We start from the raw sequence: 20710 nt of genomic DNA on the forward strand, positions 1-20710 counted from the left end.
GGGGGGCGGGTCAGACCACGCCGGCGGCGCGGGCGGCGGCGATCTCCTCGGCCGTCATGCCCGCGAAATCCGCCAGGACCGCGTCCGTGTCCCCGCCCGGCGCGGGGATGCCGCGGCGGTATTCGGGCGGGGTCGCCGAGAGATGCAGCGGCGAGCCCACCACCCGCACGGTCCCGGCCGCATGGTGCGGCACCTCGCGGATCATGCCGCGGGCGATGATGTGCGGGTCGGCCTCGACATCGGCGGCGGTGTTGATGGGGCCGGAGGTGATCTTCGCCGCCTCGAGCCGCGCCAGCCATTCGGCGCGCGGGCGCGTGCGCAGCAGGGTGCGCATGCGGTCGAGCAGCGCGGCGCGGTGCTCCACCCGGTCACGCGCGCGGCGGAAGCGGGGATCCTCGGCCCATTCGGGATGGCCGAGCGCCTCCGCGAGGCGCGCGAATTCGCGGTCGTTCAGCACGCCGATGACGAAGCGGCCGTCCGCGCCCTCGAACACGCCATAGGGCACCGCGACCGGGCTGTCGTTGCCGCTGCGCGGCATCAGGCGCCCGGCGTTCAGCCACGAGGACATCGGCGCCTGCATCAGCGAGGCCATGGTCTCGAACAGGTTCACGTCGATCGCCTGGCCCTGCCCGGTCGCGTCGCGGTGGCGCAGCGCGGCGAGGATGGCCACCGTCGCGGCGAAGCCGGTGAACATGTCCGCCACCGGAACGCCCACGCGTTGCGGCCCGCCGCCCGGCGCGCCGTCTGCCTCGCCCGTCACCTCCATCAGCCCGGCCATCGCCTGGGCCACGAAGTCGTAGCCCGAGCGCCCCGCATAGGGGCCGGACTGGCCGAAGCCGGTGACCGAGCAGAAGACGAGGCGCGGGTTCACCGCGCGCAGATCCTCGTATCCGAGGCCGTAGCGGGCGAGCGTGCCGGGGCGGAAATTCTCGATCAGCACATCGGCGCGCGCGGCCATGCGCTTGAGGATCGCAGCGCCTTCCGGCCGCGCGAAATCCACCGACACCGACCGCTTGTTGCGGTTGAGCGAGACGAAATAGGTGCTGTCCTCGCTGCCCTTGACGAAGGGCGGGCCGAGCGCGCGCAGGTCGTCGCCATCGCCGCGCCGCTCGACCTTCGCGACATCGGCGCCGAGGTCGCCGAGCATCTGCGCGCAGAGCGGGCCCGCCACCACCCGGGTGAGATCCAGCACCCTGAGACCATCGAGCGCGCCCATGCCTTCCCCTCCGCAACCCTGCCGCGGCGGCCAGACTTGCCGAGGCGGCCGCCGCCGGGAAGCCCCGCGCGGCGCGAGGCGGGCATGCTGGACGCGCGGCGGCGCGGCATGCTGGCATCCGCGCCCATGCCGGCCCCTTTCCGCCTCGCCCGCGCCGGGCTCGCGGCCATCCTCGCCGCCTGCGCCGACCCCGGCCCGGCGCTGCGCATCACCGCCGAGACGAGCGGCGCGCTCGCGCGCACGCTGCGCCTCGCGCATCCGCCCGATTCCCGGCACGGCTGCGCGGAGCTGCGGGTCTATGGCGAACCGGGCAGCCCCGGCCCGCTGCACATGACGGCCTTCGAGATCCGCTTCACCCCCGATGCCGCGGATGCGGATTCCCTGCTCCTGGTGCTGGACCGGGAAGCACCCTCGCAGGTCGCGCGCATCGCGCTGACGGCCGGCGGGCGGCACTGGATCGGCCATACCGGCCTGCCGGGTTTCACCGCGGACATCGCGGCGGCCGGGGGGCTGCGCAGCGGTCGCTTCGCCATCGGCGGCCTGCGCCCGATCGAGGGCGGGCCGGAGCGGCTCGCGCTCGCCGGCCGATGGTCCTGCGCGCCGGAAGGGGGCTGATGCCGGTGGGCGAAAGGCTCGACCATTCGTCCGCTGGCATCGCGCGCAGGGCCGGTGGGGCGGCCGCAGCCGCCGCCCGGCTCAGCCGCGGATGCGCGCGACGGTCGCGGTCGTCGAATTGCCCGGCAGGAGCTGCGCGAGCCGCACCTCCCCGCCGTATTCCCGCACGATGTCGCCGCCGACCACCTGCTCCACCGTGTAGTCCGCGCCCTTCACCAGCACGTCGGGCTTGAGCAGGCGGATCAGCTCGATGGGCGTGTCCTCCTCGAACAGCGTCACGCAATCCACCGTGGCGAGGGAGGCGAGGACGGCGGCGCGCGCGGCCTCGGACTGGATCGGCCGCGCCGCGCCCTTCAGCCGCTTCACCGAGGCATCGGAGTTCAGCCCCACCACCAGGCGGTCGCACCAGGACCGCGCCTGCTCCAGCAGGTGAACATGGCCCGGGTGCAGCAGGTCGAAGCAGCCATTGGTGAAGCCGATGCGCCAGCCGCGGCGGCGCCAGCGCTCCACCTGCTCGGCCGCAGCGGCGCGGGAGACCACCTTGCGCAGCGCACCGCGCTCGGGCGTCAGCGCCTCGGCCAGTTCCTCCTCGCGCACCACGGCGGTGCCGACCTTGCCCACCACGATGCCGGCCGCGATGTTGGCGAGCCGGGCCGAGACCGGCAGCGTCTGGCCGGCGGCCAGCGCCGCGGCCAGCACCGCGACCACCGTATCCCCGGCGCCGGAGACGTCGTGCACCTCGGCGGCCTCGGCGGGGAAGTGGTGGATGCGCTCGCCCTCGAGCAGCGTCATGCCGTCCTCGCTGCGCGTCACGAGCACCGCGCCGAAGCCGTGCGCGGCCTTGAGCGCGCGCATCGCGGCGAGGATCTCCTCCTCCCCCTCCACCGGCATGCCGGTCGCCTCGGCCAGTTCGGCGCGGTTGGGCGTGATCAGGTCGGCCCCGGCATAGCGGGCGTAGTCGCGGCCCTTGGGGTCCACCACGACGCGGCGGCCGGCGGCATGGGCGGCCTCGATCAGCCGCCGCGCGGTGTCCCCGCCGAGCACGCCCTTGCCGTAGTCGGAGAGCACCATGACGGTGGTCGCGGCGATCGCGTCGGCGGCGATCTTGACCATGCGGTCGGCCAGGCGCGGATGGATCGCCTGCACCACCTCCTGGTCCGCGCGCAGCATGTGCTGGCCGTTCGCGATGAAGCGGGTCTTGGTGGTGGTGTGGCGGCCGCCCTGGACCAGCAGCCAGGGCTCGACGCCCGGCTGGCCGCCGATCAGGCCGGTCAGGTCGCTGCCCGCCTGGTCGTCGCCCACCACCGAGACGAAAGCGGTGGCCGCGCCGAGCGCGGTCAGGTTGCGCACCACATTGCCCGCGCCGCCCGGCATGGCGACCTCGCGCTCCACCGCGAGCACGGGCACCGGGGCCTCGGGGCTGATGCGGCGGACCGAGCCGTAGACGTAGCGGTCCAGCATGGCGTCGCCCACCACCAGCACGGAGGCGCGGCGAAGGGCGCGGACCCCCTCCAGCAGCTGGGCCACGGGGATCTCCGGCAGGGGCCGGTCGGCGTCGGGCGCGTGGCCTGTCATGGAAGTGCCCTAGCGCAGCCGGATGGCGCGGCGCAAGGCGAGGCGCCGGGGGCCGCGCCCGGCCGCCGCCGGCCCGGCGCGGCCGCGCCAGCCCGGGGGCGGCGGCTCATGCCCCGGCCAGCGTCAGCCCCTCCACCCGCACCGTCGGGCTGTCGGTGCCGCGGCGGAAGCGCAGGTCGTCCGCCGGCGTCATGTGCAGGAACATCTCCTTGAGGTTGCCGGCGATGGTCACCTCGCTGACCGGCTCGGCCAGTTCGCCGTTGCGGATCATGAAACCGGCAGCACCCCGGCTGTAGTCGCCGGTCACGCCGTTCACGCCCATGCCGATCAGTTCGGTCACGTAGATCCCCTCGGCGATGTCGGCCATCAGCGCGGCGGGGCTCAGGGCCCCAGGCTCGAGCCAGAGGTTGGACGGCGCCGGGCCCGGCGGGCCTCCGGTGCCGCGGCTGGCATGGCCGGTCGAGGCGAGGCCCAGTTGCCGCGCCGAGCGCCAGTCCAGCAGCCAGGTGGTGAGCACGCCGTTCTCGACCACCGCCCGGGCCTCGCCGGGCATCCCCTCCCCGTCGAAGGGGCGCGAGCGCAGGCCGCGCGGGCGCAGCGGGTCGTCGCGCACGGTCAGCCCCGCCGCCATCACCTGCCGGCCCATGCTGTCCTTGAGGAAGGAGGTGCCGCGCGCCACCGCCGCGCCGTTGATCGCGCCCACCAGGTGGCCGAGCAGGCTGCCGGCCACGCGCGGGTCGAACACGACCGGGATGCGCGCGGTCCTGGGCCGGCTGGGGTTGAGGCGGCGCACCGCCTGCTCCCCGGCGCGGCGACCGATGCGCGCCGGGTCGTCGAGGTCGGCCAGATGGACGGCCGAGCACCAGTCGTAGTCGCGCTCCATAGCCGTGCCGGTGCCGGCCAGCGCGGTGGCGGAGACGGAATGCGAGGTCCGGGTGAACTCCCCGGCGAAGCCGTTGGAGGCGACCAGCGCGATGCCGGTGCGGGACCAGCCGGCCTCCGCCCCCTCGCTGTTGGTCACGCCGGGAACGGCGAGCGCCGCCTCCTCGGCCGCCGCGGCGCGGGCGAGCAGATCCTCCGCGCTCGGCTCGGCGGCATCGGCGAGGTCGAGCGCGCGCGGCGGGATGGGAACCGCTTCGGGCAGGCCCGCGAAGGGATCCTCGGGCACCACGCGGGCCATGGCGACGGCGCGTTCGGCCAGCGCGGCGAAGCCCTTCGGGTCGGGGTCGGTGCTCGCCACGATGGCGGCGCGCCGGCCGAGGAAGACCCGCAGGCCGAGGTCGAAGCCCTCGGCGCGCTCGAGCTGCTCGATGGCGCCGAGACGCCGCTTCACCGACAGCGAGGCGGAGGCGACGAGCAGCGCATCGGCGGCATCCGCGCCGGCCCGCTTCGCGGCGGCGATGAGGTCGGACAGGGTGGTCAGGCGGTCCATCGCGTTTCCTCGTCGGGCGGGATGAAGGTCGGGGGAGGGGAACCTCCCCGATCCCCCTCCCTTCTTTGTCACCTGGTGCCGAACCTCGGAGGCGGGGCGCCAAATGACAAAGAAGGTTGAGGGGGGTCCGGGGGGAGAAGTTCCCTTCTCCCCCCGCCTTCACGCCGCCAGCTTCTCCATGATCGCATGCACGCTCGGCACGTTCTCCGCCGGCCCCATCGCCGCCAGCGTCGGCCGCGCGCGGAAGATCATCGCCGCCGCCTGCTGCACCTGTTCGACCGTCACGGCCGCGATCTTGGCCTTGGTTTCCTCGACCGGGATGACGCGGCCATGGACCTGCAACTGACGGGCGAGCTGCTCGCAGCGGCTGCCGGTGGATTCCAGCGACATCAGCAGCGAAGCGCGCAACTGCGCCTTGGCGCGCGCGAGTTCCTCCTCCGTCACGTCGCGCTGCACGGCGCGCAGCGCCTCGATGGTGACGGGCATCAGCTCGGCGGCCTCCTTCTCGCCGGTGCCGGCGTAGATCTGGAACAGGCCGTGGTCGCGGAAGGGCGAGGCGAAGGAGTAGATGGAATAGACGAGGCCGCGCTTCTCCCGGATCTCCTGGAACAGGCGCGAGGACATGCCGCCGCCGAGCAGCGTCGAGAGGAGCTGCACCGGGTAGTGCATCGGATCGCCGTGCTTCACCGACGGAAAGCCGAGCACGATGTGCACCTGGTCGAGGTCGCGGCCCTCGCGGAACTCCCCGCCGGCATAGCGGGAGGGCTCGGCGGCGGCCTCGCCGGTGGCTGGCAGGTCCGCGAAATGCTCGCGCACCAGGGCGAGCAGCGCGTCGTGCTCCACCGCGCCGGCGGCGGCGACGACCATCTGTCCCGGGCCGTAATGCGTGCGCATGTAGCCGGTCAGCGCCTCGCGGCTCATCGCCTTGATGGTGGCCTCGGTGCCGAGCACGGGCCGGCCCATCGCCTGCGCGGGATAGGCCGTCTCCTGGAAATGGTCGAAGACGATGTCGTCCGGCGTGTCGTTGGCCTGGCCGATCTCCTGCAGGATCACGCCGCGCTCGCGCTCGATCTCCTCGGGCGCGAAGGTGGAATGGGTCAGGATGTCGCCGATGATGTCCACGGCGAGCGGCAGGTCCTCCTTCAGCACCTTGGCGTAGAAGGCGGTCTGCTCGCGCGCGGTGTAGGCGTTGAGGTGCCCGCCCACGTTCTCGATCTCGCGCGAGATCGCCGCCGCGTCGCGCCGCGCGGTCCCCTTGAAGGCCATGTGCTCGAGGAAGTGGGAGACGCCGTTGACCTCCGGCGCCTCGTGCCGCGTGCCGGCGGCGACATAGGCGCCGACCGAGACGGTCTCGACGCGCGGCATGGTCTCGGAGACGACGGTAAGGCCGTTGTTCAGGCGCGTGACGCGGACGGCATCGGACATGTGCGGCGGCTGCTTCCTTCAGGCGGCGTTGCGATGGGCATGGGCGCGGACCGCCGCCTCGATGGCGGCGAGGTCGTTCGGCAGGACGCCGTAGCGCTCCTCCCGCTCATATAGGTCGGAAAGCCGCGCCGGCAGGGGGGGGCGCAGGCCGGTCGCGCGTTCCACGGCGTCAGGGAACTTGGCCGGATGGGCGGTGGCGGCGACGACGACCGGGATGGCGGCATCCTCGGGTGCCAGCGCGCGCGCGGCGGCGGTGCCGACGGCGGTGTGCGGGTCGGCGAGGTAGCCGGCCTCGCGGTGCAGCCGGGCGATCTCGGCGATGGTGCCCGCATCGTCGAGCGCGAAGCCGCGGAACAGCGCGGTCGCCCTGCGCCAGGCGGCGTCGGGCACGGGCATGCGGCCCTCGGCGCGGAAGCGCCTCATGGCCTCGGCGGTGGCCTCGGCGTCGCGCTCCAGCAGTTCGAACAGCAGCCGCTCGAAATTCGACGAGACCTGGATGTCCATCGAGGGCGAGAGGGAGGGCTCGACCGGCCGCGTGCTCATGTCGTTGGCGGCGAGGAAGCGGGCGAGGATGTCGTTGCGGTTCGAGGCGACGACGAAGCGCGCGATGGGCAGGCCCATCCGCCGCGCCGCCCAGGCCGCCAGGACGTTGCCGAAATTGCCCGTGGGCACGGCGACCGCCACCTCGCGGTCCGGCGCGCCGAGCGTCAGTGCAGCGGCGGCGTAGTAGGGGATCTGCGCGGCGATGCGCGCCCAGTTGATCGAGTTCACCGCCGAGAGGTTCATCTCGGCGCGGAAGGGCGCGTCGTTGAACATCGCCTTCACCAGGTCCTGGCAGGCGTCGAAATCGCCCCGCACCGCGATGTTCTTCACGTTCGGCGAGAGCACCGTGGTCATCTGCCGGCGCTGCACCTCGGAGGTGCGGTTCTCCGGGTGCAGGATCACGATGTCCACCGCCGCGCGGTCACGGCAGGCCTCGATGGCCGCCGAGCCGGTATCGCCCGAGGTGGCGCCGACGATCGTCACCCTTTCGCCCCGCTTCGCCAGCACGTGGTCGAACATGCGCCCCAGCAGTTGCAGCGCCATGTCCTTGAAGGCGAGCGTCGGGCCGTGGAACAGCTCGAGGGCGAAGACGCGCGTGTCGAGCTGCACCAGCGGCGCGACGGCCGGATGGCCGAAGCCGGCATAGGCGTCGCGGCACATCGCCTCGATCGGCATCGCGCCCGCCCCGAACAGCGCGAGGATGCGCGCGGCGAGCACCGGATAGGGCAGGCCGCGCATCGCCCGCCATTCCGCGGCGCCGAGTTCCGGCCAGGTCTCGGGCACGAACAGCCCGCCATCCTCGGCCAGGCCCGCGAGCAGGACGGATTCGAAGTCGCGCGGGGCGGCCTGCCCGCGGGTGGAGACATAGCGCATGGCGGTCGTTTAACGCCCCGCCGCGCCCCCGCCTACACCCCGTAGCGCAGCATCTCCGTCCCGAAAGTCTCGAAGCCGAGCCGGATCTCCGCCTCCCCCAGAAGGTCGGGGTAGCGCAGCCGGGACGGCGATTCGCCCACGAAGTAGGCGCCTATCGCCGCCCGCACCCGTTCGGGGGCCATCTGCGCCGCCGCCTGCCGCAGATCCGCCTCCCGCCAGGGCAGGCCGAGCGCCGTGGCGGCCATCAGCAGCCGCCACGCCGGCTCCCGCACCATCCGGTCGTAGGACAGGACCGTGCAGGGCACCGCCACCTCCGCCATCGCCGCGTGCCACTCCGCCAGATGCGCCGACCAGCTGCCCAGGGCCGGAAGGAAGTTCGGTGCGCCGCGATGCTCGCAGAACTGGCGGAAGAAGGCGCGCACATCGCCGCGTTCCGCCGCCGCCGCGAAGGAGGTCTCCGCACGCCCGATCCCCGGCACCATGCCCTGCGTCGCGATCGCGAAGCGGCAGACCGACAACGCCACCTCGAAGGGGTGCCGCTGGACGTAGAGGATGCGCCCGACCCGCGCCCAGATATCGGGGAACGCCTTGCGGAACCTGCCCGGCGGGCTGTGCGTCCGCACCAGGAGGCGATCGAGCCGCGCCACCGACCTGTCGAAGGCTTCACGGTCCAGCGCGTCATCGAGGTTGAAGTCGAACCGCGCCGGCGGCGCGCCCCTCGCCCCCCGCGGCCCGTGGTCCTGATGCCAGCGCGCTTCGGCGCGCGCGCAGCAGCCGGCGGTGAAGGTGGTGCCGGACCGCGGATACCCTGCGACCAGGGTGATGCTCGCCCCAGCCATCCGCCCTCAGGCCTGCAGGTAGCGCGCCGTCAGGTGCTCGGTGAAGTCGGCGGGGTCGAGGGGCTTGCCGGTGGCCTCGCGCAGCAGGTCCTGGAAGCCGAGCAGCGAGCCCTTGCCATGGACATGGGCGCGCAGCCAGCCGAGCAGCGGCGCCATCTCCCCTTCCGCCAGCGCCTCGGCGAGGCCGGGCACCGCGGCGCGCGCGGCCTTCATCAGCTGCGCCGCCGCCATGGCGCCGAGGGTGTAGGAGGGGAAATAGCCGAAGGCGCCGTCGTGCCAGTGGATGTCCTGCAGGCAGCCCTTCGCGTCGTCGGGCGGGGTGATGCCGAGCATGTCCCGCATGCCCTCGTTCCAGGCCGCCGGCAGGTCGGCGACATCGAGCGCACCGCCGATCAGCGCGCGCTCGAGCCGGAAGCGAAGGATGACATGGGCGGGATAGGTGATCTCGTCCGCATCCACGCGGATGAAGCCGCGCCCCACGCGCCGCCACAGCCGCGCGAGGTTGCCGGCCTCGTAGGGCTCGGCCGGCCCGCCGAAGGCCTCGCGCAGCTCGCGGCCGAGGAAACCGAGGAAGGCGTCCGAGCGGCAGGCCTGCATCTCGACGATCAGGGATTGCGATTCATGCGCCCCCATGCCGGCCGCCTCGCCCACCGGCTGGCGCGCCCACTCCTTCGGCAGCCCGCGCTCGTAGAGCGCATGGCCGGTCTCGTGCAGCACGCCGAGCAGCGCCTTCGCGACATCCTGCTCGTCGTAGAAGGTGGTGATGCGCACATCCTCGGGCGTGCCGCCGCAGAAGGGATGCAGCGACTCGTCGAGCCGCGCATGCTCGTAGTCGAGACCGATGCGCGCCGAAAGCCGCCGGCAGAGCGCGCGCTGCACCTCGACCGGGAAGGGCCCGGGCAGCGGGACGGGCTCGGGGCGTGCGGCCTGGATCGCCTCGGCGCGCGGCAGGGCGTCGCGCAGGAAGGCCTCGTAGGCGGCGAAGACGGGCTCGACATCGGCCGCGGCGATGCCGGGCTGGTAGCCGTCCATCAGCGCGTCATAGGGGTCCATCTCCAGCGCGGCGCCGAGGGCCTGCGCCGTCTCGCGCTGCAGGCGCACCACCTCGGCGAGCGCCGGTCGCACCAGGGCGAAGTCGGCGCGCGCCTTGGCCTCGCGCCAGGTCTTCTCGCAGGCCGAGTTGGCGCGCGCCGCCGCCTCCACGAGTTCGGTCGGCAGTGCCGTCGCCCGCGCATGGGCGCGCGCCATGAGGCGGAGATTGGTCTCCGCCCAGATGCCGTCGGCGCGCGCGATGGCGAGATCCTCCGCCACCACCGGGGCCGTCAGCAGCTCGTGCGCGAGGCCGGCCAGGGCGGCGAGCTGCTCCCCGCGCGAAGCCGCGCCGCCCGGCGGCATCATGGCGCTGGCGTCCCAATGGAGCATGCCGGCCGCCTCGTTCAGCGCGGCGATGCGCGCGAAGCGGGCCTTCAGGCGGGCATGGGCGGCATTGGGCATTCAGGCATCCTCCTTCAGGCGGCGGCGTGCCCAGACCAGGAAGACGCCGGCGAGCGCGGCGGCGACGCCATACCAGGTCACGACATAGCCGAGATGGTTGTTGGTCGGGCGCGGGAGCGTCCGGGCGGGCTCGGGCAGGCCGCCGCCCTCGCCCATCGCGGTCAGGCCGAAGGGCGCCACGCGCGGCAGGCCGAGGGCGGCGCCGATCGCGGCCGGGTCGAAGGTGTAGAAGCGCCGGCCGGGCACGTCGTCGGCCGCGGCGAAGCGGCCCGCCGTCTCGCCCTCGCGGATGAAGCCGGTGACGCGCTGCTCGCCCTCCGGCCTGGCGATCGGGCGGTCGCCCTGGACGGGGACCCAGCCGCGGTCCACCAGGATCGGGTCCGCGCCTTCCCGCAGCAGCGGCGTCAGCAGCCGCGCTCCGAGCGTCGCGCCGCGCACCTCGAGGCCGAGCAGCGCCTCCCGCGCATGGTCGAAGCGCCCGGTGACGAAGACCTTGGTGAAGGGCTCGGGCTCGGCGGGGAGCGGGATGGCGGGCGCGGCCTCGGCGTCGGCGATGCGCGCGATCAGCTCGGTCTTCCAGGCCAGCCGCTGCACCTGCCAGGTGCCGAGGCCGAGCAGCACGGCCAGCACCGGCAGCACCACGAGCAGGGGAAGCAGGACGGGGCGCAGGCGGAGCATGGCCCGGCCTATAGGCGCTGCGCCGCGCGGCCGGAAGCCCGCGGCGTGGTCAGCCCTCGGCCCCGGCGCCCGGTTCCAGGCCGCCCGGCCCGGGGCCCGGCCGCACGCCGCCCAGGAGCCAGCCGATCACCGCCCCGGCGGCGGCGAGGCCGGCCGTCCAGCCCGCATCCGCCTCGAAGGTGAAGGCCAGGAACCAGCCGACGATGGCGCCCACCAGGGCGAGACCGATGCGCAGACCCGACATCTCCCTATCCCTCCCTCCGGTTCAGCCGCCATCCGTTCGCATGGTGTCGCGGCGGTGCCGCCATTGCAGGGTGATGAGGGCGGCCTTGGCCACCCGCATCGTCAGCACCGCCAGCGGCAGCACGACGGCCGGCCACAGCACGGCATGGACCCAGAGCGGCGGCTCGAACCGCACATCCACCCAGAGCGCGCCGATCACCGCCAGCGCGCCGACGAGGAAGATGGCCGCGACCGCCGGCCCATCCCCGGCGTCATGGGCCCTGAGGTCGAGGCCGCAGGATCCGCAGGTGTCGCGCACCTCCAGAAGGCCCCGGAACAGCGCGCCCTGCCCGCAGCGCGGGCAGCGGCCGAACAGGGCGGCCGAAAGCGGTGATGCGCCTCGCGGCATCGGGATCTCCCTCGTGGGGCGAAGCGCCCCCTTGAACGGCGAACGGCCGGCCCTTGCGGGGCCGGCCGGCAGGAAAGGCGCGACCGCGCCCGGACCATCGGGCGCCAGGCGAGGCGCCCGCGCGCGAGCCTAGTGGTGCGCGATCTCGCCCGCGCCGAACCAGTAGATGCAGACGAAGAGGAACAGCCACACCACGTCCACGAAGTGCCAGTACCACGCCGCGGCCTCCAGCCCGAAATGCTTCTGCGGCGTGAAGTGCCCCTTGATCGCGCGGACAAGGCAGACCGCGAGGAAGGTGGTGCCGACGATGACGTGGAAGCCGTGGAAGCCGGTGGCGAGGAAGAACACCGAGGGATAGACGCCGCCCGAGAAGGGGAAGGGCGCGATCGAATATTCCTTCGCCTGCAGCAGCGTGAACAGGATGCCGAGGGCGACGGTCAGCGCGAGGCCGTTGATCAGCCCCTTGCGGTCGTTGTTGAGCAGCGAGGCATGTGCCCAGGTCACCGTGCAGCCCGAGAGCAGCAGGATCATGGTGTTGAGGAAGGGCAGGTCCCACGGGTCGAAGGTCTTGATCCCCGCCGGCGGCCAGACCGCCTGCGCGGCGCCCGAGACGTGCTCCGGATAGAGCGCGAAGTGGAACCAGGCCCAGAAGAAGGCGACGAAGAACATCACCTCGGAGGCGATGAACAGCACCATGCCGTAGCGCAGGCCGATTCGCACGATCGGGCTGTGCAGGCCGGGCGTCTGGCTCTCCTTCACGACATCGCGCCACCACATGAACATGGTGCCGAGCGTCATGGCGAGGCCGAGCCAGAACACCCACTGCGAGCCGGTATGCGCCCAGAGGATGATGCCGAGCACCAGCGCACCGCCGCCGAAGGCGCCGGTCAGCGGCCAGGGCGACGGATCCACCAGGTGGTAGGGGTGCTTGTAGGGCGAAGCGGAGTGACCGTTCGCCGTGTCGCCATGGGCGTGGCTGGTGCTGGCCATCGGAATTCCTGGACCTGAAACGGGCGCGCGCCGGCAGCCGGGACCGCCTTCGCGCATCGCGCCGCATCAATCCCGAAAACCCCTGCGGGATCAAGCCCTGCGGCGCGGATCGCAGCCTCGAACCGCGGGCGCAACCAGCGGCGCGGCGACCGCGGCCGCCCGCGGCGTTCAGTTCGTCCGCGCCGCCCCCGCGCGGCCGACATGCGGCCCCGCATTCGCGAGCGCGCCGGCGCGCCGCGCATCCTCCATGGTGCGGAAGAAGGTGTAGGAGAGGGTGATGGTGGTGACGTCGCGCGTGTTCGGGTCCTCCGCGATGCGCGGATCAACCCAGAAGGAGACCGGCATGTCCACCCGCTGGCCGGGGGTCAGCGTCTGCTCGTCGAAGCAGAAGCAGGCGACCTTGTGGAAGTAGCGCCCGACCTTTTCGGGCGTCACGTTGTAGACCGAGATGCCGGTGACCGGCGTGTCCGAGCGGTTCTGGGCGGAGTAGAAGGCAAGCCCCTCCTCGCCCAGCCGCACCGTCATCGCGGTCTGCTCGGCCTGGAATCGCCAGGGCAGGTTCGGCTGCGTGGTCGCGGCGAAGCGGACGGTGATGGTCCGGTCCGTCGCCCCGGGGGCGGGCTGGCCGATCTGCGGCGTGCCGCCATAGCCGGTGACGCGGCAGAAAAGGTCATAGAGCGGCACGGCCGCGAAGGAGAGGCCGACCATGCCGACCACCACGCCGAAGACGGCGGCGGCGGTGCGGCGGTTCCGGCGGGCGATGGCGTCGCGATCCATGGCCTTTCCCATTGGGGCTTCGGTGCCCGGCGCGCAAGCCGCGTGTTTGCAACGCCGTGCAACGCCGGCTCAGGCGCGCAGCAGCCGCGCCATGCCGATGAAATAGAACAGGACCGACAGCGCCACCAGCACGAGCAGGATGGCGATGTTGCGCGCGCGCCGGCGCTTCTCGAACAGCGCCCTTTCCTCGGGGGTCATGGGCCGAAGACCAGCCGGTCGGCCGCCAGCGCGGCGAACAGCACGAAGAGGTAGGTGAGCGAGAAGCGGAAGCAGGCCTTGGCCGGCGCATCCCGGGTGAGGGAGCGTCCCTCCGCATCCTGCGCGTCGCGCAGCACGGCGAGCGCGTGGCGCAGGAACAGCGCGCCGAGCGCCGCCGCCACCACCGCATAGGCCCCGGAGGCGAAGCCGACCGCCCATGGCGCGAGGCCGAGCGGCGCCAGCAGCACCGTGTAGGCCAGGATGTGCCGCCGCGTCCGCCGCGCCCCGTCCGTGACGGGCAGCATCGGCACGCCGGCGCGGGCGTAGTCGTCATGCGCCCAGAGGCTCAGCGCCCAGAAATGCGGCGGCGTCCAGGCGAAGATGATGGCGAAGAGCAGGACGGGAACGAGCGTGACGTCGCCGGTCACCGCGGCCCATCCGATCACCGGCGGAAAGGCGCCGGCCGCGCCGCCGATGACGATGTTCTGCGGCGTGCGGCGCTTCAGCCACATGGTGTAGACGAAGACGTAGAAGGCGATGGACAGCGCCAGCACGCCCGCCGCGACGAGATTGGTCGCGAGCCACATCAGCGTGACCGAGGCGACCGAGAGCATCACCCCGAAGGCGAGCGCCGCGTTGGGCTGGATGCGCCCGTCCGGGATCGGGCGGCGGGCGGTGCGCCGCATCACCGCGTCGATGTCGCGGTCATACCACATGTTGATGGCGCCCGCGGCCCCGGCCGCCACCGCGATGCACAGGATGGCCGTGCCCGCCAGCACGGGATGCATGGCGAGCGCGCCGGGCGCGACCAGCATGCCCACGAGCCCCGAGAAGACGACGAGCGTCATCACGCGCGGCTTGAGCAGCGCGATCCAGTCGCCGACTTCCGACATGTCGTAGGAAGCAGGAAGGGGGGCCGCGCCCCCCTGCCCCGGTTCCATGGCGGTGTCGCTCATGGCGTCTCCGTCAGGTCGCGCGCCCTACCGGACGCGCGGCAGCTCGTCGAAGGTGTGGAAGGGCGGCGGCGAGGAGACCTGCCATTCCAGCGTGGTCGCGCCGGGCCCCCAGGGGTTGGCCGCGGCCTTCTCGCCCGAGCGGAAGGTCAGCCACACCACGTAGATGAAGAGCAGGAGCGAGGCGGCCGAGATGTAGGAGCCCACCGAGGCGATGAAGTTCCACGCCGTCAGCGCCTCCGGGTAGTCCGGGTAGCGGCGCGGCATGCCCTGGTTGCCCGAGAAGTGCATCGGGAAGAAGGTCAGGTTCACGCCGACGAAGGTCAGCCAGAAATGCACCTTGCCCCAGAACTCGGGGTACTGGCGGCCGCTCATCTTGCCGATCCAGTAGTAGAAGCCGGCATAGATGGAGAACACCGCGCCGAGGCTCAGCACGTAGTGGAAATGCGCCACCACGTAGTAGGTGTTGTGCAGGATCTGCGTGATCGGCGCATTCGCCAGCACCACGCCCGTCACGCCGCCCACGGTGAAGAGGAAGATGAAGCCGATGGCGAACAGCATCGGCGTCTTCAGCTCGATCGAGCCGCCCCACATGGTGGCGATCCAGGAGAAGATCTTGATGCCGGTCGGCACGGCGATGACCATGGTCGCGGCCATGAAGTAGGCGCGCGTGTCCACGTCCATGCCGGACTGGTACATGTGGTGCGCCCACACGATGAAGCCCACGAAGCCGATCGCCACCATGGCGTAGGCCATGCCGAGGTAGCCGAACACCGGCTTGCGGCTGAAGGTCGAGACGACGTGGCTGATGATCCCGAAGCCCGGCAGGATCATGATGTAGACTTCGGGGTGGCCGAAGAACCAGAACAGGTGCTGGAACAGCACCGGGTCGCCGCCGCCCTCGGGCCGGAAGAAGGCGGTGCCGAAGTTGCGGTCGGTGATCAGCATGGTGATCGCCCCGGCCAGCACCGGCACCGCGAGCAGCAGCAGGAAGGCGGTGACCAGCATGGACCACACGAACAGCGGCATCTTGTGCAGGGTCATGCCCGGCGCGCGCATGTTCAGGATGGTGGTGATGAAGTTGGCCGCGCCCATGATGGAGGAGGCGCCCGCCAGGTGCAGCGAGAACAGCGCCAGGTCCATTGCCATGGACGGGTGGTAGGTGCTGTCGGACAGCGGCGGATAGATCGTCCAGCCCGCGCCCGGCCCCTCGCCGACGAAAAGCGAGGCGCCCAGCAGCAGGAAGGCCGGCACCAGCAGCCAGAACGAGATGTTGTTCATGCGCGGGAAGGCCATGTCCGGCGCGCCGATCATGATCGGCACGAACCAGTTGCCGAACCCGCCGATCAGCGCCGGCATGACCACGAAGAACACCATGATCAGCCCGTGTGCCGAGACGAAGGCGTTCCACACCTGCCCGTCGGCGAAGATCTGCATCCCCGGGGATTGCAGCTCCATGCGCATCAGCACCGACAACCCGACGCCGATCAGCGCCGCGATGACGGAGAAGATGATGTAGAGCGTCCCGATGTCCTTGTGGTTCGTCGAGAACAGCCAGCGAGCCACGAAGCCGGGCTTGTGGTCGTGGTGGTCGTGATGCGCGTCGGTTGCGGTCGCCATCGGTCTTCCTCTCGGCCGCGCCTCAGCGGCGCGCGTCAGCAATCTGGACGGTGTCGGCGGGCGCGGCGGGCGCGGCGATCGCCGGCTCCTCGTCCGCGCGGGCGAAGCGCTGCCGCGCCTCGGCCACCCAGCGGTCGAACTCCTCGCGGCTCACGGCGCGCACCGCGATCGGCATGAACCAGTGGTTCGTGCCGCAGATCTGGTTGCACTGGCCGTAATAGACGCCCTCGCGATCGGCGCGCATCCAGGTCTCCAGCGTGCGGCCGGGGATCGTGTACTTCTGCACGCCGAGCGAGGGCACGAAGAAGGAATGGATCACGTCGCGCCCGGTGGTCAGCACGCGGACATTGGCGCCGACGGGAATGACCAGCTCATTGTCCACCGCGAGGCGGAACAGGTGCCGCTGGTTCGGCGGGAGCTGGTCCTCGGCGAGCGGGTAGCTGTCGAAGGTGAAGTTGCCGTGGTCCGGGTAGGTGTAGTTCCAGTACCACTGGCGGCCCTGCACGCTGATGGTCAGGTCGGCATTGGGCGTGCGGTCCTGGTAGTAGACGAGCCGGAAGGAGGGGATCGCGATCACGATCAGGATCAGCACCGGCACCACCGTCCAGGCCACTTCCAGCATCGTGTTGTGGCTGGTGGTGGACGGGGTCGGGTTCACCTCCGCCCGATAGCGCCACACGCACCAGACGAGGAGCACGAACACGAAGATCGTGATCGCGACGATGATGCCGAAGACGAGGGCGTTGAAACCCGCGATCGCGTCCTTGATCGGCCCGCCCGATTCCTGAAGGCCCATGCCCCAGGAGGTCGGCGCGCCCACCATGCCCTGCGCCATCGCAGGCGCCGCCAGAACCGCGAAGACCGCGGCAAGGGCGCCCATCGCCGCCCAGAAGCGCTTCCCGTCGCTCAACCGCATCACCATTCCCCGTGCGCGTCCGCCGCGCCGACCCAAGACCACCGGTTCCACGCACGACGAAGCCGCGAGGCAAAGCCATGCGCGCGTCATGGCGCCCATCGGCGGACACGACGCTGCGGGCGGACCATAATCATGCCGCCCCGCAGCGCACAAGTGAGCGCTTCCGAATGCAGGGCAAGTCTCCGCCTGCGCAACGATGCCGCAGGCGCGGTCAGCCCTCGCCTTCGGCCGGTTCCTCCTCGCTGACATGGTCGGCCATGTCGGTCAGCATCGAGCGGATGTGCTCGTCGCCCACCACGTAGAAGACCTGCCGCCCGCGCCGGTCGGCCTGAAGCAGCCGCGCCGCGCGCAGGAGCCGCAGATGATGCGAGACGAGGGAGGCCGAGATGCCCAGCCGCTCGGCCATCTCGCCCACCGCCGCCGGGGCGTCGAGGCAGGCGAGGATGATCTTCAGCCGCGTCGGGTCACTCATCAGGCGGAAGGTTTCCGCCAGTTCCACCACGAGATCGTCGCCGAGCCGCACCCGGGCGCGCATGCGCCGCTCCTTGTCCCTCGCCCGAATCCTCGCCCGCGCGGCGCGGCGGCGCAAGGGCGGGCTTGACGCGGCGGCGTTCCCGCCCAAGCTGCTGTTTCGATATAAGTCTTTGAAATTCAAGGAATAAATGAAGAGATGAATACGTGTTCATCGGTTCATCGGCGGGGCCTCCTCGCCGCCCTCGCGGCGGCGCTGCCCGCGCCCGCCCTGGCGCAGGCGCGCCCGCCGCTCGCGCTCTCCACCGTCGGCATGGTGGGCGACATGGTCCGCAGCATCGCCGGGGGGCATCTGCGCACCGAGACGCTGATCGGCGAGGGTGTGGACCCGCATCTCTTCCGCCCCACGCGCAGCGACATCGCCCGCATCCTCTCGGCCGACCTGCTTTTCGCGAACGGCCACCGCCTGGAGGGGCGGATGGGCGACGTGCTCGAGCGCGCGCGCGCCGCCGGCAAGCCCGTGGTCATGGTGGCGGAGGCCCTCCCGCGCGAGCGGCTGCGCGCCCAGGAGGACTACCCCGACGCCGCCGACCCGCATGTCTGGATGGACCCGGTGCTCTGGGCCGATGCCGCGCCGGCGGTCGCCAAGGCGCTCTCGCGCGCCCTGCCGCAGCACGCGGCGGCCTTCGCCGAGGCGCTCGGCGCCTTCCGCGCCCGGCTCGCCCGGCTCGACGCCTATGGCCGGCAGGTGCTGGGCTCCATCCCGCAGGGCCAGCGCCTGCTGGTCACCGCCCATGACGCCTTCGCCTATTTCGGCCTGCGCTATGGGCTCGAAGTCCGCAGCATCCAGGGCCTTTCCACCGAATCGGAAGCCAATCTCGCCTCCATCGAGGCGCTGGTCCGGCTGCTGGTGGAGCGCCGCGTCCCGGCCGTCTTCGCCGAGACCTCGGTGCCCGACCGCGCCGTGCGCGCGCTGATCGAGGGCGCGGGCGCGCGCGGCCAGCGTGTGGCCATGGGCGGCAACCTGTTCTCCGACTCGATGGGCCGCCCCGGCACCTACGAAGGCACCTACGAAGGCATGCTCGACCACAACATGACCACCATCGCCCGCGCCCTCGGCGGCAGTGCGCCGCCGCGCGGCATGAACGGGAGGCTCGCCGCATGAGCGCCGATGGCGGGGAGGCGGCGGCCCGGGCCGGCTCGCCGCCGCCGCTCGAGATCCGCGGCCTCACCGTCGCCTACGGCGAAAGGCCCGTGCTGTGGGACGTCACCTGGTCGGCGCCGCCCGGCCTGACCGGCATCGTCGGGCCGAACGGCGCCGGCAAGTCCACGCTCATCAAGGCGGCCCTCGGGCTCATCCCCGCCCTTTCCGGCACCGCCCGCTTCTTCGGCCGCTCGCTGGAGGAGGTGCGCAACCGCGTCGGCTACCTGCCCCAGCGCGCCAGCGTGGACTGGGATTTCCCGGCGACCGCGCTCGATGTCGTCTGCATGGCGCGCTATCCGCGCATGCGCTGGTGGGGCCGGGTGCCGCGCGCCGAGCGCGAGGCCGCGCGCGCCGCGCTGGCCGAGGTCGGCCTCGCCGATCTCGCGGAACGGCAGATCGGCCGGCTCTCCGGCGGGCAGCAGCAGCGCGTCTTCCTCGCCCGCGCGCTCGCGCAGGATGCCGACCTCTACCTCATGGACGAGCCCTTCGCGGCCGTGGACGCGGCCACCGAGCAGGCGATCGTCGCGGTGCTGCGGCGACTCGCGGCGGCGGGGCGCAGCGTGGTCGCGGTCCATCACGACCTCTCCACCGTGGCGGACTACTTCGCCCATGTGCTGCTGCTGAACGGGCGCGCCATCGCGGCCGGCCCGGTGCGGGACGCGTTCACGCCGGAGGCCATCGCGGCCGCCTATGGCGGCAGGCTGAACCTCCTGGAACACGCCTCCGTCCACGCGGCGGGGCGGTCATGACGCGATGGCGGATCGCGGGGGGAGGAGGGAACGCCGCCTTCCGCCCCCCCCTCGACCTTCTCCGTCACCGGGCCTCGGGCCGATGCGGCCGGCGGCCGGCCATCCCGCGCGTGCGGCGGGGCGCTCCCTTCCCGGCGCCGGCGCCATGACCCTCGGCTACAACACCCTCGTCGTGCTGGCCGGCTGCGCCCTGCTCGGCCTCGCGGCCGGCACGGTCGGCGCCTTCGCCCTGCTGCGCGGCCGCGCCCTGGTCGCCGACGCCGTGGGCCACGCGGCGCTGCCCGGCGTGGTGCTCGCCGCCATGATCGTCGCGACCCTCGGCCATGACCCGCGCAGCCTGCCGCCTCTGCTGGCCGGGGCAGCGCTCGCGGGGGTGCTCGGCGTGCTCGCCGTGCAGGCGCTCGCGCGCACCCGCCGCATCCGCGAGGACGCGGCCATCGCCATCGTCCTCTCCTCCTTCTACGCGGTGGGCGTGGCGCTGCTCTCCTACGTGCAGACCATGCCAGGGGCCGCGCAGGCGGGGCTGACCAAGTTCATCCTCGGCCAGGCGGCGGCGATGCGGGCCGAGGACGCGCTCTGGGCCGGCGCCGTCGCCACCCTGGCGCTGGCGCTCTGCCTGCTGCTGTTCCAGCGCCTGCGCGCCGCCTGCTTCGACCCCGACTTCGCCCGCGTGCAGGGCATGTCGGCGGCACGGACGGACCTCGCCCTGCTCGGCCTGATCGTCACCGTCACCGTCGCCGGGCTGCAGGCGGTGGGGCTGATCCTGATCGTCGCGCTGCTGGTGCTGCCGGCCGCGACCGCGCGGCTGCTCACCTACCGCCTGCCGCGGCTGCTGCTGCTCTCGGCCGTCGTCGGCGCGGCCAGCGGGGCGGCGGGCGCGGCGGCCTCGGCCGCGGCGCCGGACCTGCCGACGGGCGCGGCGGTGGTGCTCGCCGGTGCGGCCTGCTTCACCCTCGCGCTGCTGTTCTCGCCCGACCGCGGCCTCGTGCCGGAGGCGCTGCGGCGCGCCCGCCGCCGCCTCGCCGCGGCCGAGGAGCATTTCCTGCGCGCGGCCTGGGAAGCCCAGGAGGCCGCAGGCGCCGGCCCCGGCACGGCGGGCGACCGCTGGACGCCCATCGCCGCACTGGCGGCCGCGCGCGGCTGGGCCGAGGCGCGCGCCTGGCGGCTGGCGCGCTGGCTCGCGCTGCGCGGCCTGGTGGCGCTGTCCGAGCGGCAGGTGCATCTCACGCCGCGCGGCGCGGCGGCGGCGCGGCGCGCGGTGCGCGCGCACCGGGCGGTGGAGCATCATCTGCTCGCCATCGGCGCGGCCGACACGGCCGGGGCGGACCGGCTCGCGGATCTGGTCGAGCACGGCCTCAGCCCGGAAGCCGCATCGCGGCTGCTGCCCGAGCCCTCGTCGCTGCCCGCATCGCCCCATGCGCTGGGGGGCAAGCCATGAGGCAGGCCACCCAAGCGCGAGGGCGTCGCGCCTGCCGGCCGGGCCCAAGGTGGTGGCCGCAACAGCCGGTGCT

Annotated in this window: 21 protein-coding genes; 4 read left to right on the forward strand and 17 right to left on the reverse strand. The window is 72.7% G+C overall.

Going from position 1 to position 20710, the window contains the following annotated elements:
- Positions 1-10: 10 nt before the first annotated feature.
- Entirely contained in the window at positions 11-1216 is a 1206-nt protein-coding gene (locus FHS88_RS17010; protein ID WP_184486673.1) for a CaiB/BaiF CoA transferase family protein, read from the reverse strand.
- Between the two features lie 126 nt (positions 1217-1342).
- On the opposite strand from FHS88_RS17010, the gene FHS88_RS17015 reads away from it, so the two are divergent.
- Positions 1343-1831 carry a hypothetical protein gene (locus FHS88_RS17015; protein ID WP_184486674.1) on the forward strand — a complete coding sequence of 163 codons (489 nt, stop codon included), beginning with the start codon at positions 1343-1345 and terminating at the stop codon, positions 1829-1831.
- Between the two features lie 81 nt (positions 1832-1912).
- Here the strand turns inward: FHS88_RS17015 and rfaE1 are convergent, their stop codons facing one another.
- From rfaE1 to FHS88_RS17090, 16 genes are all read right to left on the reverse strand, one after another.
- Positions 1913-3373: a D-glycero-beta-D-manno-heptose-7-phosphate kinase gene (gene rfaE1, locus FHS88_RS17020; RefSeq protein WP_456306806.1), complete on the reverse strand. Its 1461-nt coding sequence runs from the start codon at positions 3371-3373 to the stop codon at positions 1913-1915.
- Positions 3374-3512: 139 nt separating this feature from the next.
- On the reverse strand, positions 3513-4838 hold the full coding sequence (locus FHS88_RS17025) for a TldD/PmbA family protein (protein ID WP_184486676.1): 1326 nt from the start codon (positions 4836-4838) through the stop codon (positions 3513-3515).
- Between the two features lie 159 nt (positions 4839-4997).
- The gene (locus tag FHS88_RS17030) at positions 4998-6263 is read right to left on the reverse strand and encodes a M16 family metallopeptidase (RefSeq protein ID WP_184486677.1); all 1266 of its coding nucleotides are present in this window, start codon (positions 6261-6263) and stop codon (positions 4998-5000) included.
- Between the two features lie 18 nt (positions 6264-6281).
- Positions 6282-7679 carry a threonine synthase gene (thrC, locus tag FHS88_RS17035; RefSeq protein ID WP_184486678.1) on the reverse strand — a complete coding sequence of 466 codons (1398 nt, stop codon included), beginning with the start codon at positions 7677-7679 and terminating at the stop codon, positions 6282-6284.
- Positions 7680-7711: 32 nt separating this feature from the next.
- Positions 7712-8518, reverse strand: a complete 807-nt coding sequence (locus tag FHS88_RS17040) for a sulfotransferase domain-containing protein (protein ID WP_184486679.1) — start codon at positions 8516-8518, stop codon at positions 7712-7714.
- A 6-nt stretch (positions 8519-8524) separates the two neighbouring features.
- Entirely contained in the window at positions 8525-10012 is a 1488-nt protein-coding gene (locus FHS88_RS17045) for a carboxypeptidase M32 (protein WP_184486680.1), read from the reverse strand.
- A complete protein-coding gene (locus FHS88_RS17050) occupies positions 10013-10690 on the reverse strand; it encodes an SURF1 family protein (protein ID WP_184486681.1) in 678 nt (225 codons plus the stop codon). It abuts the gene before it with no gap.
- A 49-nt stretch (positions 10691-10739) separates the two neighbouring features.
- On the reverse strand, positions 10740-10934 hold the full coding sequence (locus tag FHS88_RS17055) for a hypothetical protein (RefSeq protein ID WP_184486682.1): 195 nt from the start codon (positions 10932-10934) through the stop codon (positions 10740-10742).
- Between the two features lie 21 nt (positions 10935-10955).
- Entirely contained in the window at positions 10956-11321 is a 366-nt protein-coding gene (locus tag FHS88_RS17060) for a DUF983 domain-containing protein (RefSeq protein ID WP_184486683.1), read from the reverse strand.
- A 129-nt stretch (positions 11322-11450) separates the two neighbouring features.
- Complete coding sequence (locus FHS88_RS17065; RefSeq protein ID WP_184486684.1) at positions 11451-12311, reverse strand: cytochrome c oxidase subunit 3; 861 nt, start codon at positions 12309-12311, stop codon at positions 11451-11453.
- 168 nt (positions 12312-12479) lie between these two features.
- Positions 12480-13088 (reverse strand): cytochrome c oxidase assembly protein, encoded by a 609-nt coding sequence (locus FHS88_RS17070; protein WP_184486685.1) that lies wholly within the window; start codon positions 13086-13088, stop codon positions 12480-12482.
- Positions 13089-13157: 69 nt separating this feature from the next.
- Positions 13158-13286: a hypothetical protein gene (locus FHS88_RS21145; RefSeq protein ID WP_272872841.1), complete on the reverse strand. Its 129-nt coding sequence runs from the start codon at positions 13284-13286 to the stop codon at positions 13158-13160.
- Positions 13283-14242, reverse strand: coding sequence for a heme o synthase (locus FHS88_RS17075; RefSeq protein WP_184486686.1), 960 nt, complete (start codon positions 14240-14242; stop codon positions 13283-13285). Before FHS88_RS17075 ends, FHS88_RS21145 begins: the two co-directional genes overlap by 4 nt.
- Before the next feature lie 24 nt (positions 14243-14266).
- Positions 14267-15859 (reverse strand): cytochrome c oxidase subunit I, encoded by a 1593-nt coding sequence (ctaD, locus tag FHS88_RS17080; protein WP_184486687.1) that lies wholly within the window; start codon positions 15857-15859, stop codon positions 14267-14269.
- A 22-nt stretch (positions 15860-15881) separates the two neighbouring features.
- Positions 15882-16775: a cytochrome c oxidase subunit II gene (coxB, locus tag FHS88_RS17085; protein WP_184486688.1), complete on the reverse strand. Its 894-nt coding sequence runs from the start codon at positions 16773-16775 to the stop codon at positions 15882-15884.
- A 211-nt stretch (positions 16776-16986) separates the two neighbouring features.
- Positions 16987-17310, reverse strand: coding sequence for an ArsR/SmtB family transcription factor (locus FHS88_RS17090; RefSeq protein WP_184486689.1), 324 nt, complete (start codon positions 17308-17310; stop codon positions 16987-16989).
- 135 nt (positions 17311-17445) lie between these two features.
- Here FHS88_RS17090 and FHS88_RS17095 point away from each other — a divergent pair, with 135 nt between their 5' ends.
- The 3 genes from FHS88_RS17095 (at position 17446) to FHS88_RS17105 (ending at position 20637) form a co-directional block, all read left to right on the forward strand.
- On the forward strand, positions 17446-18411 hold the full coding sequence (locus tag FHS88_RS17095) for a metal ABC transporter solute-binding protein, Zn/Mn family (RefSeq protein WP_184486690.1): 966 nt from the start codon (positions 17446-17448) through the stop codon (positions 18409-18411).
- Positions 18408-19199: a metal ABC transporter ATP-binding protein gene (locus FHS88_RS17100; RefSeq protein ID WP_184486691.1), complete on the forward strand. Its 792-nt coding sequence runs from the start codon at positions 18408-18410 to the stop codon at positions 19197-19199. The genes FHS88_RS17095 and FHS88_RS17100 overlap by 4 nt, the downstream gene beginning before the upstream one ends.
- A gap of 145 nt (positions 19200-19344) precedes the next feature.
- Entirely contained in the window at positions 19345-20637 is a 1293-nt protein-coding gene (locus FHS88_RS17105) for a metal ABC transporter permease (protein ID WP_184486692.1), read from the forward strand.
- Positions 20638-20710 lie beyond the last annotated feature (73 nt).

Origin of the sequence: Neoroseomonas alkaliterrae, from assembly GCF_014199195.1 — a bacterium.
GTDB classification, from domain to species: domain Bacteria; phylum Pseudomonadota; class Alphaproteobacteria; order Acetobacterales; family Acetobacteraceae; genus Neoroseomonas; species Neoroseomonas alkaliterrae.

Excerpts from the sequence above, each read along its gene's own strand:
- FHS88_RS17010 (WP_184486673.1), bottom strand. The coding sequence starts at position 1,216 with ATGGGCGCGCTCGATGGTCTCAGGGTGCTGGATCTCACCCGGGTGGTG.
- FHS88_RS17015 (WP_184486674.1), top strand. The coding sequence starts at position 1,343 with ATGCCGGCCCCTTTCCGCCTCGCCCGCGCCGGGCTCGCGGCCATCCTC.
- FHS88_RS17025 (WP_184486676.1), bottom strand. The coding sequence starts at position 4,838 with ATGGACCGCCTGACCACCCTGTCCGACCTCATCGCCGCCGCGAAGCGG.
- FHS88_RS17030 (WP_184486677.1), bottom strand. The coding sequence starts at position 6,263 with ATGTCCGATGCCGTCCGCGTCACGCGCCTGAACAACGGCCTTACCGTC.
- thrC (WP_184486678.1), bottom strand. The coding sequence starts at position 7,679 with ATGCGCTATGTCTCCACCCGCGGGCAGGCCGCCCCGCGCGACTTCGAA.
- FHS88_RS17040 (WP_184486679.1), bottom strand. The coding sequence starts at position 8,518 with ATGGCTGGGGCGAGCATCACCCTGGTCGCAGGGTATCCGCGGTCCGGC.
- FHS88_RS17045 (WP_184486680.1), bottom strand. The coding sequence starts at position 10,012 with ATGCCCAATGCCGCCCATGCCCGCCTGAAGGCCCGCTTCGCGCGCATC.
- FHS88_RS17050 (WP_184486681.1), bottom strand. The coding sequence starts at position 10,690 with ATGCTCCGCCTGCGCCCCGTCCTGCTTCCCCTGCTCGTGGTGCTGCCG.
- FHS88_RS17055 (WP_184486682.1), bottom strand. The coding sequence starts at position 10,934 with ATGTCGGGTCTGCGCATCGGTCTCGCCCTGGTGGGCGCCATCGTCGGC.
- FHS88_RS17060 (WP_184486683.1), bottom strand. The coding sequence starts at position 11,321 with ATGCCGCGAGGCGCATCACCGCTTTCGGCCGCCCTGTTCGGCCGCTGC.
- FHS88_RS17065 (WP_184486684.1), bottom strand. The coding sequence starts at position 12,311 with ATGGCCAGCACCAGCCACGCCCATGGCGACACGGCGAACGGTCACTCC.
- FHS88_RS17070 (WP_184486685.1), bottom strand. The coding sequence starts at position 13,088 with ATGGATCGCGACGCCATCGCCCGCCGGAACCGCCGCACCGCCGCCGCC.
- FHS88_RS21145 (WP_272872841.1), bottom strand. The coding sequence starts at position 13,286 with ATGACCCCCGAGGAAAGGGCGCTGTTCGAGAAGCGCCGGCGCGCGCGC.
- FHS88_RS17075 (WP_184486686.1), bottom strand. The coding sequence starts at position 14,242 with ATGAGCGACACCGCCATGGAACCGGGGCAGGGGGGCGCGGCCCCCCTT.
- ctaD (WP_184486687.1), bottom strand. The coding sequence starts at position 15,859 with ATGGCGACCGCAACCGACGCGCATCACGACCACCACGACCACAAGCCC.
- coxB (WP_184486688.1), bottom strand. The coding sequence starts at position 16,775 with ATGCGGTTGAGCGACGGGAAGCGCTTCTGGGCGGCGATGGGCGCCCTT.
- FHS88_RS17090 (WP_184486689.1), bottom strand. The coding sequence starts at position 17,310 with ATGCGCGCCCGGGTGCGGCTCGGCGACGATCTCGTGGTGGAACTGGCG.
- FHS88_RS17095 (WP_184486690.1), top strand. The coding sequence starts at position 17,446 with ATGAATACGTGTTCATCGGTTCATCGGCGGGGCCTCCTCGCCGCCCTC.
- FHS88_RS17100 (WP_184486691.1), top strand. The coding sequence starts at position 18,408 with ATGAGCGCCGATGGCGGGGAGGCGGCGGCCCGGGCCGGCTCGCCGCCG.
- FHS88_RS17105 (WP_184486692.1), top strand. The coding sequence starts at position 19,345 with ATGACCCTCGGCTACAACACCCTCGTCGTGCTGGCCGGCTGCGCCCTG.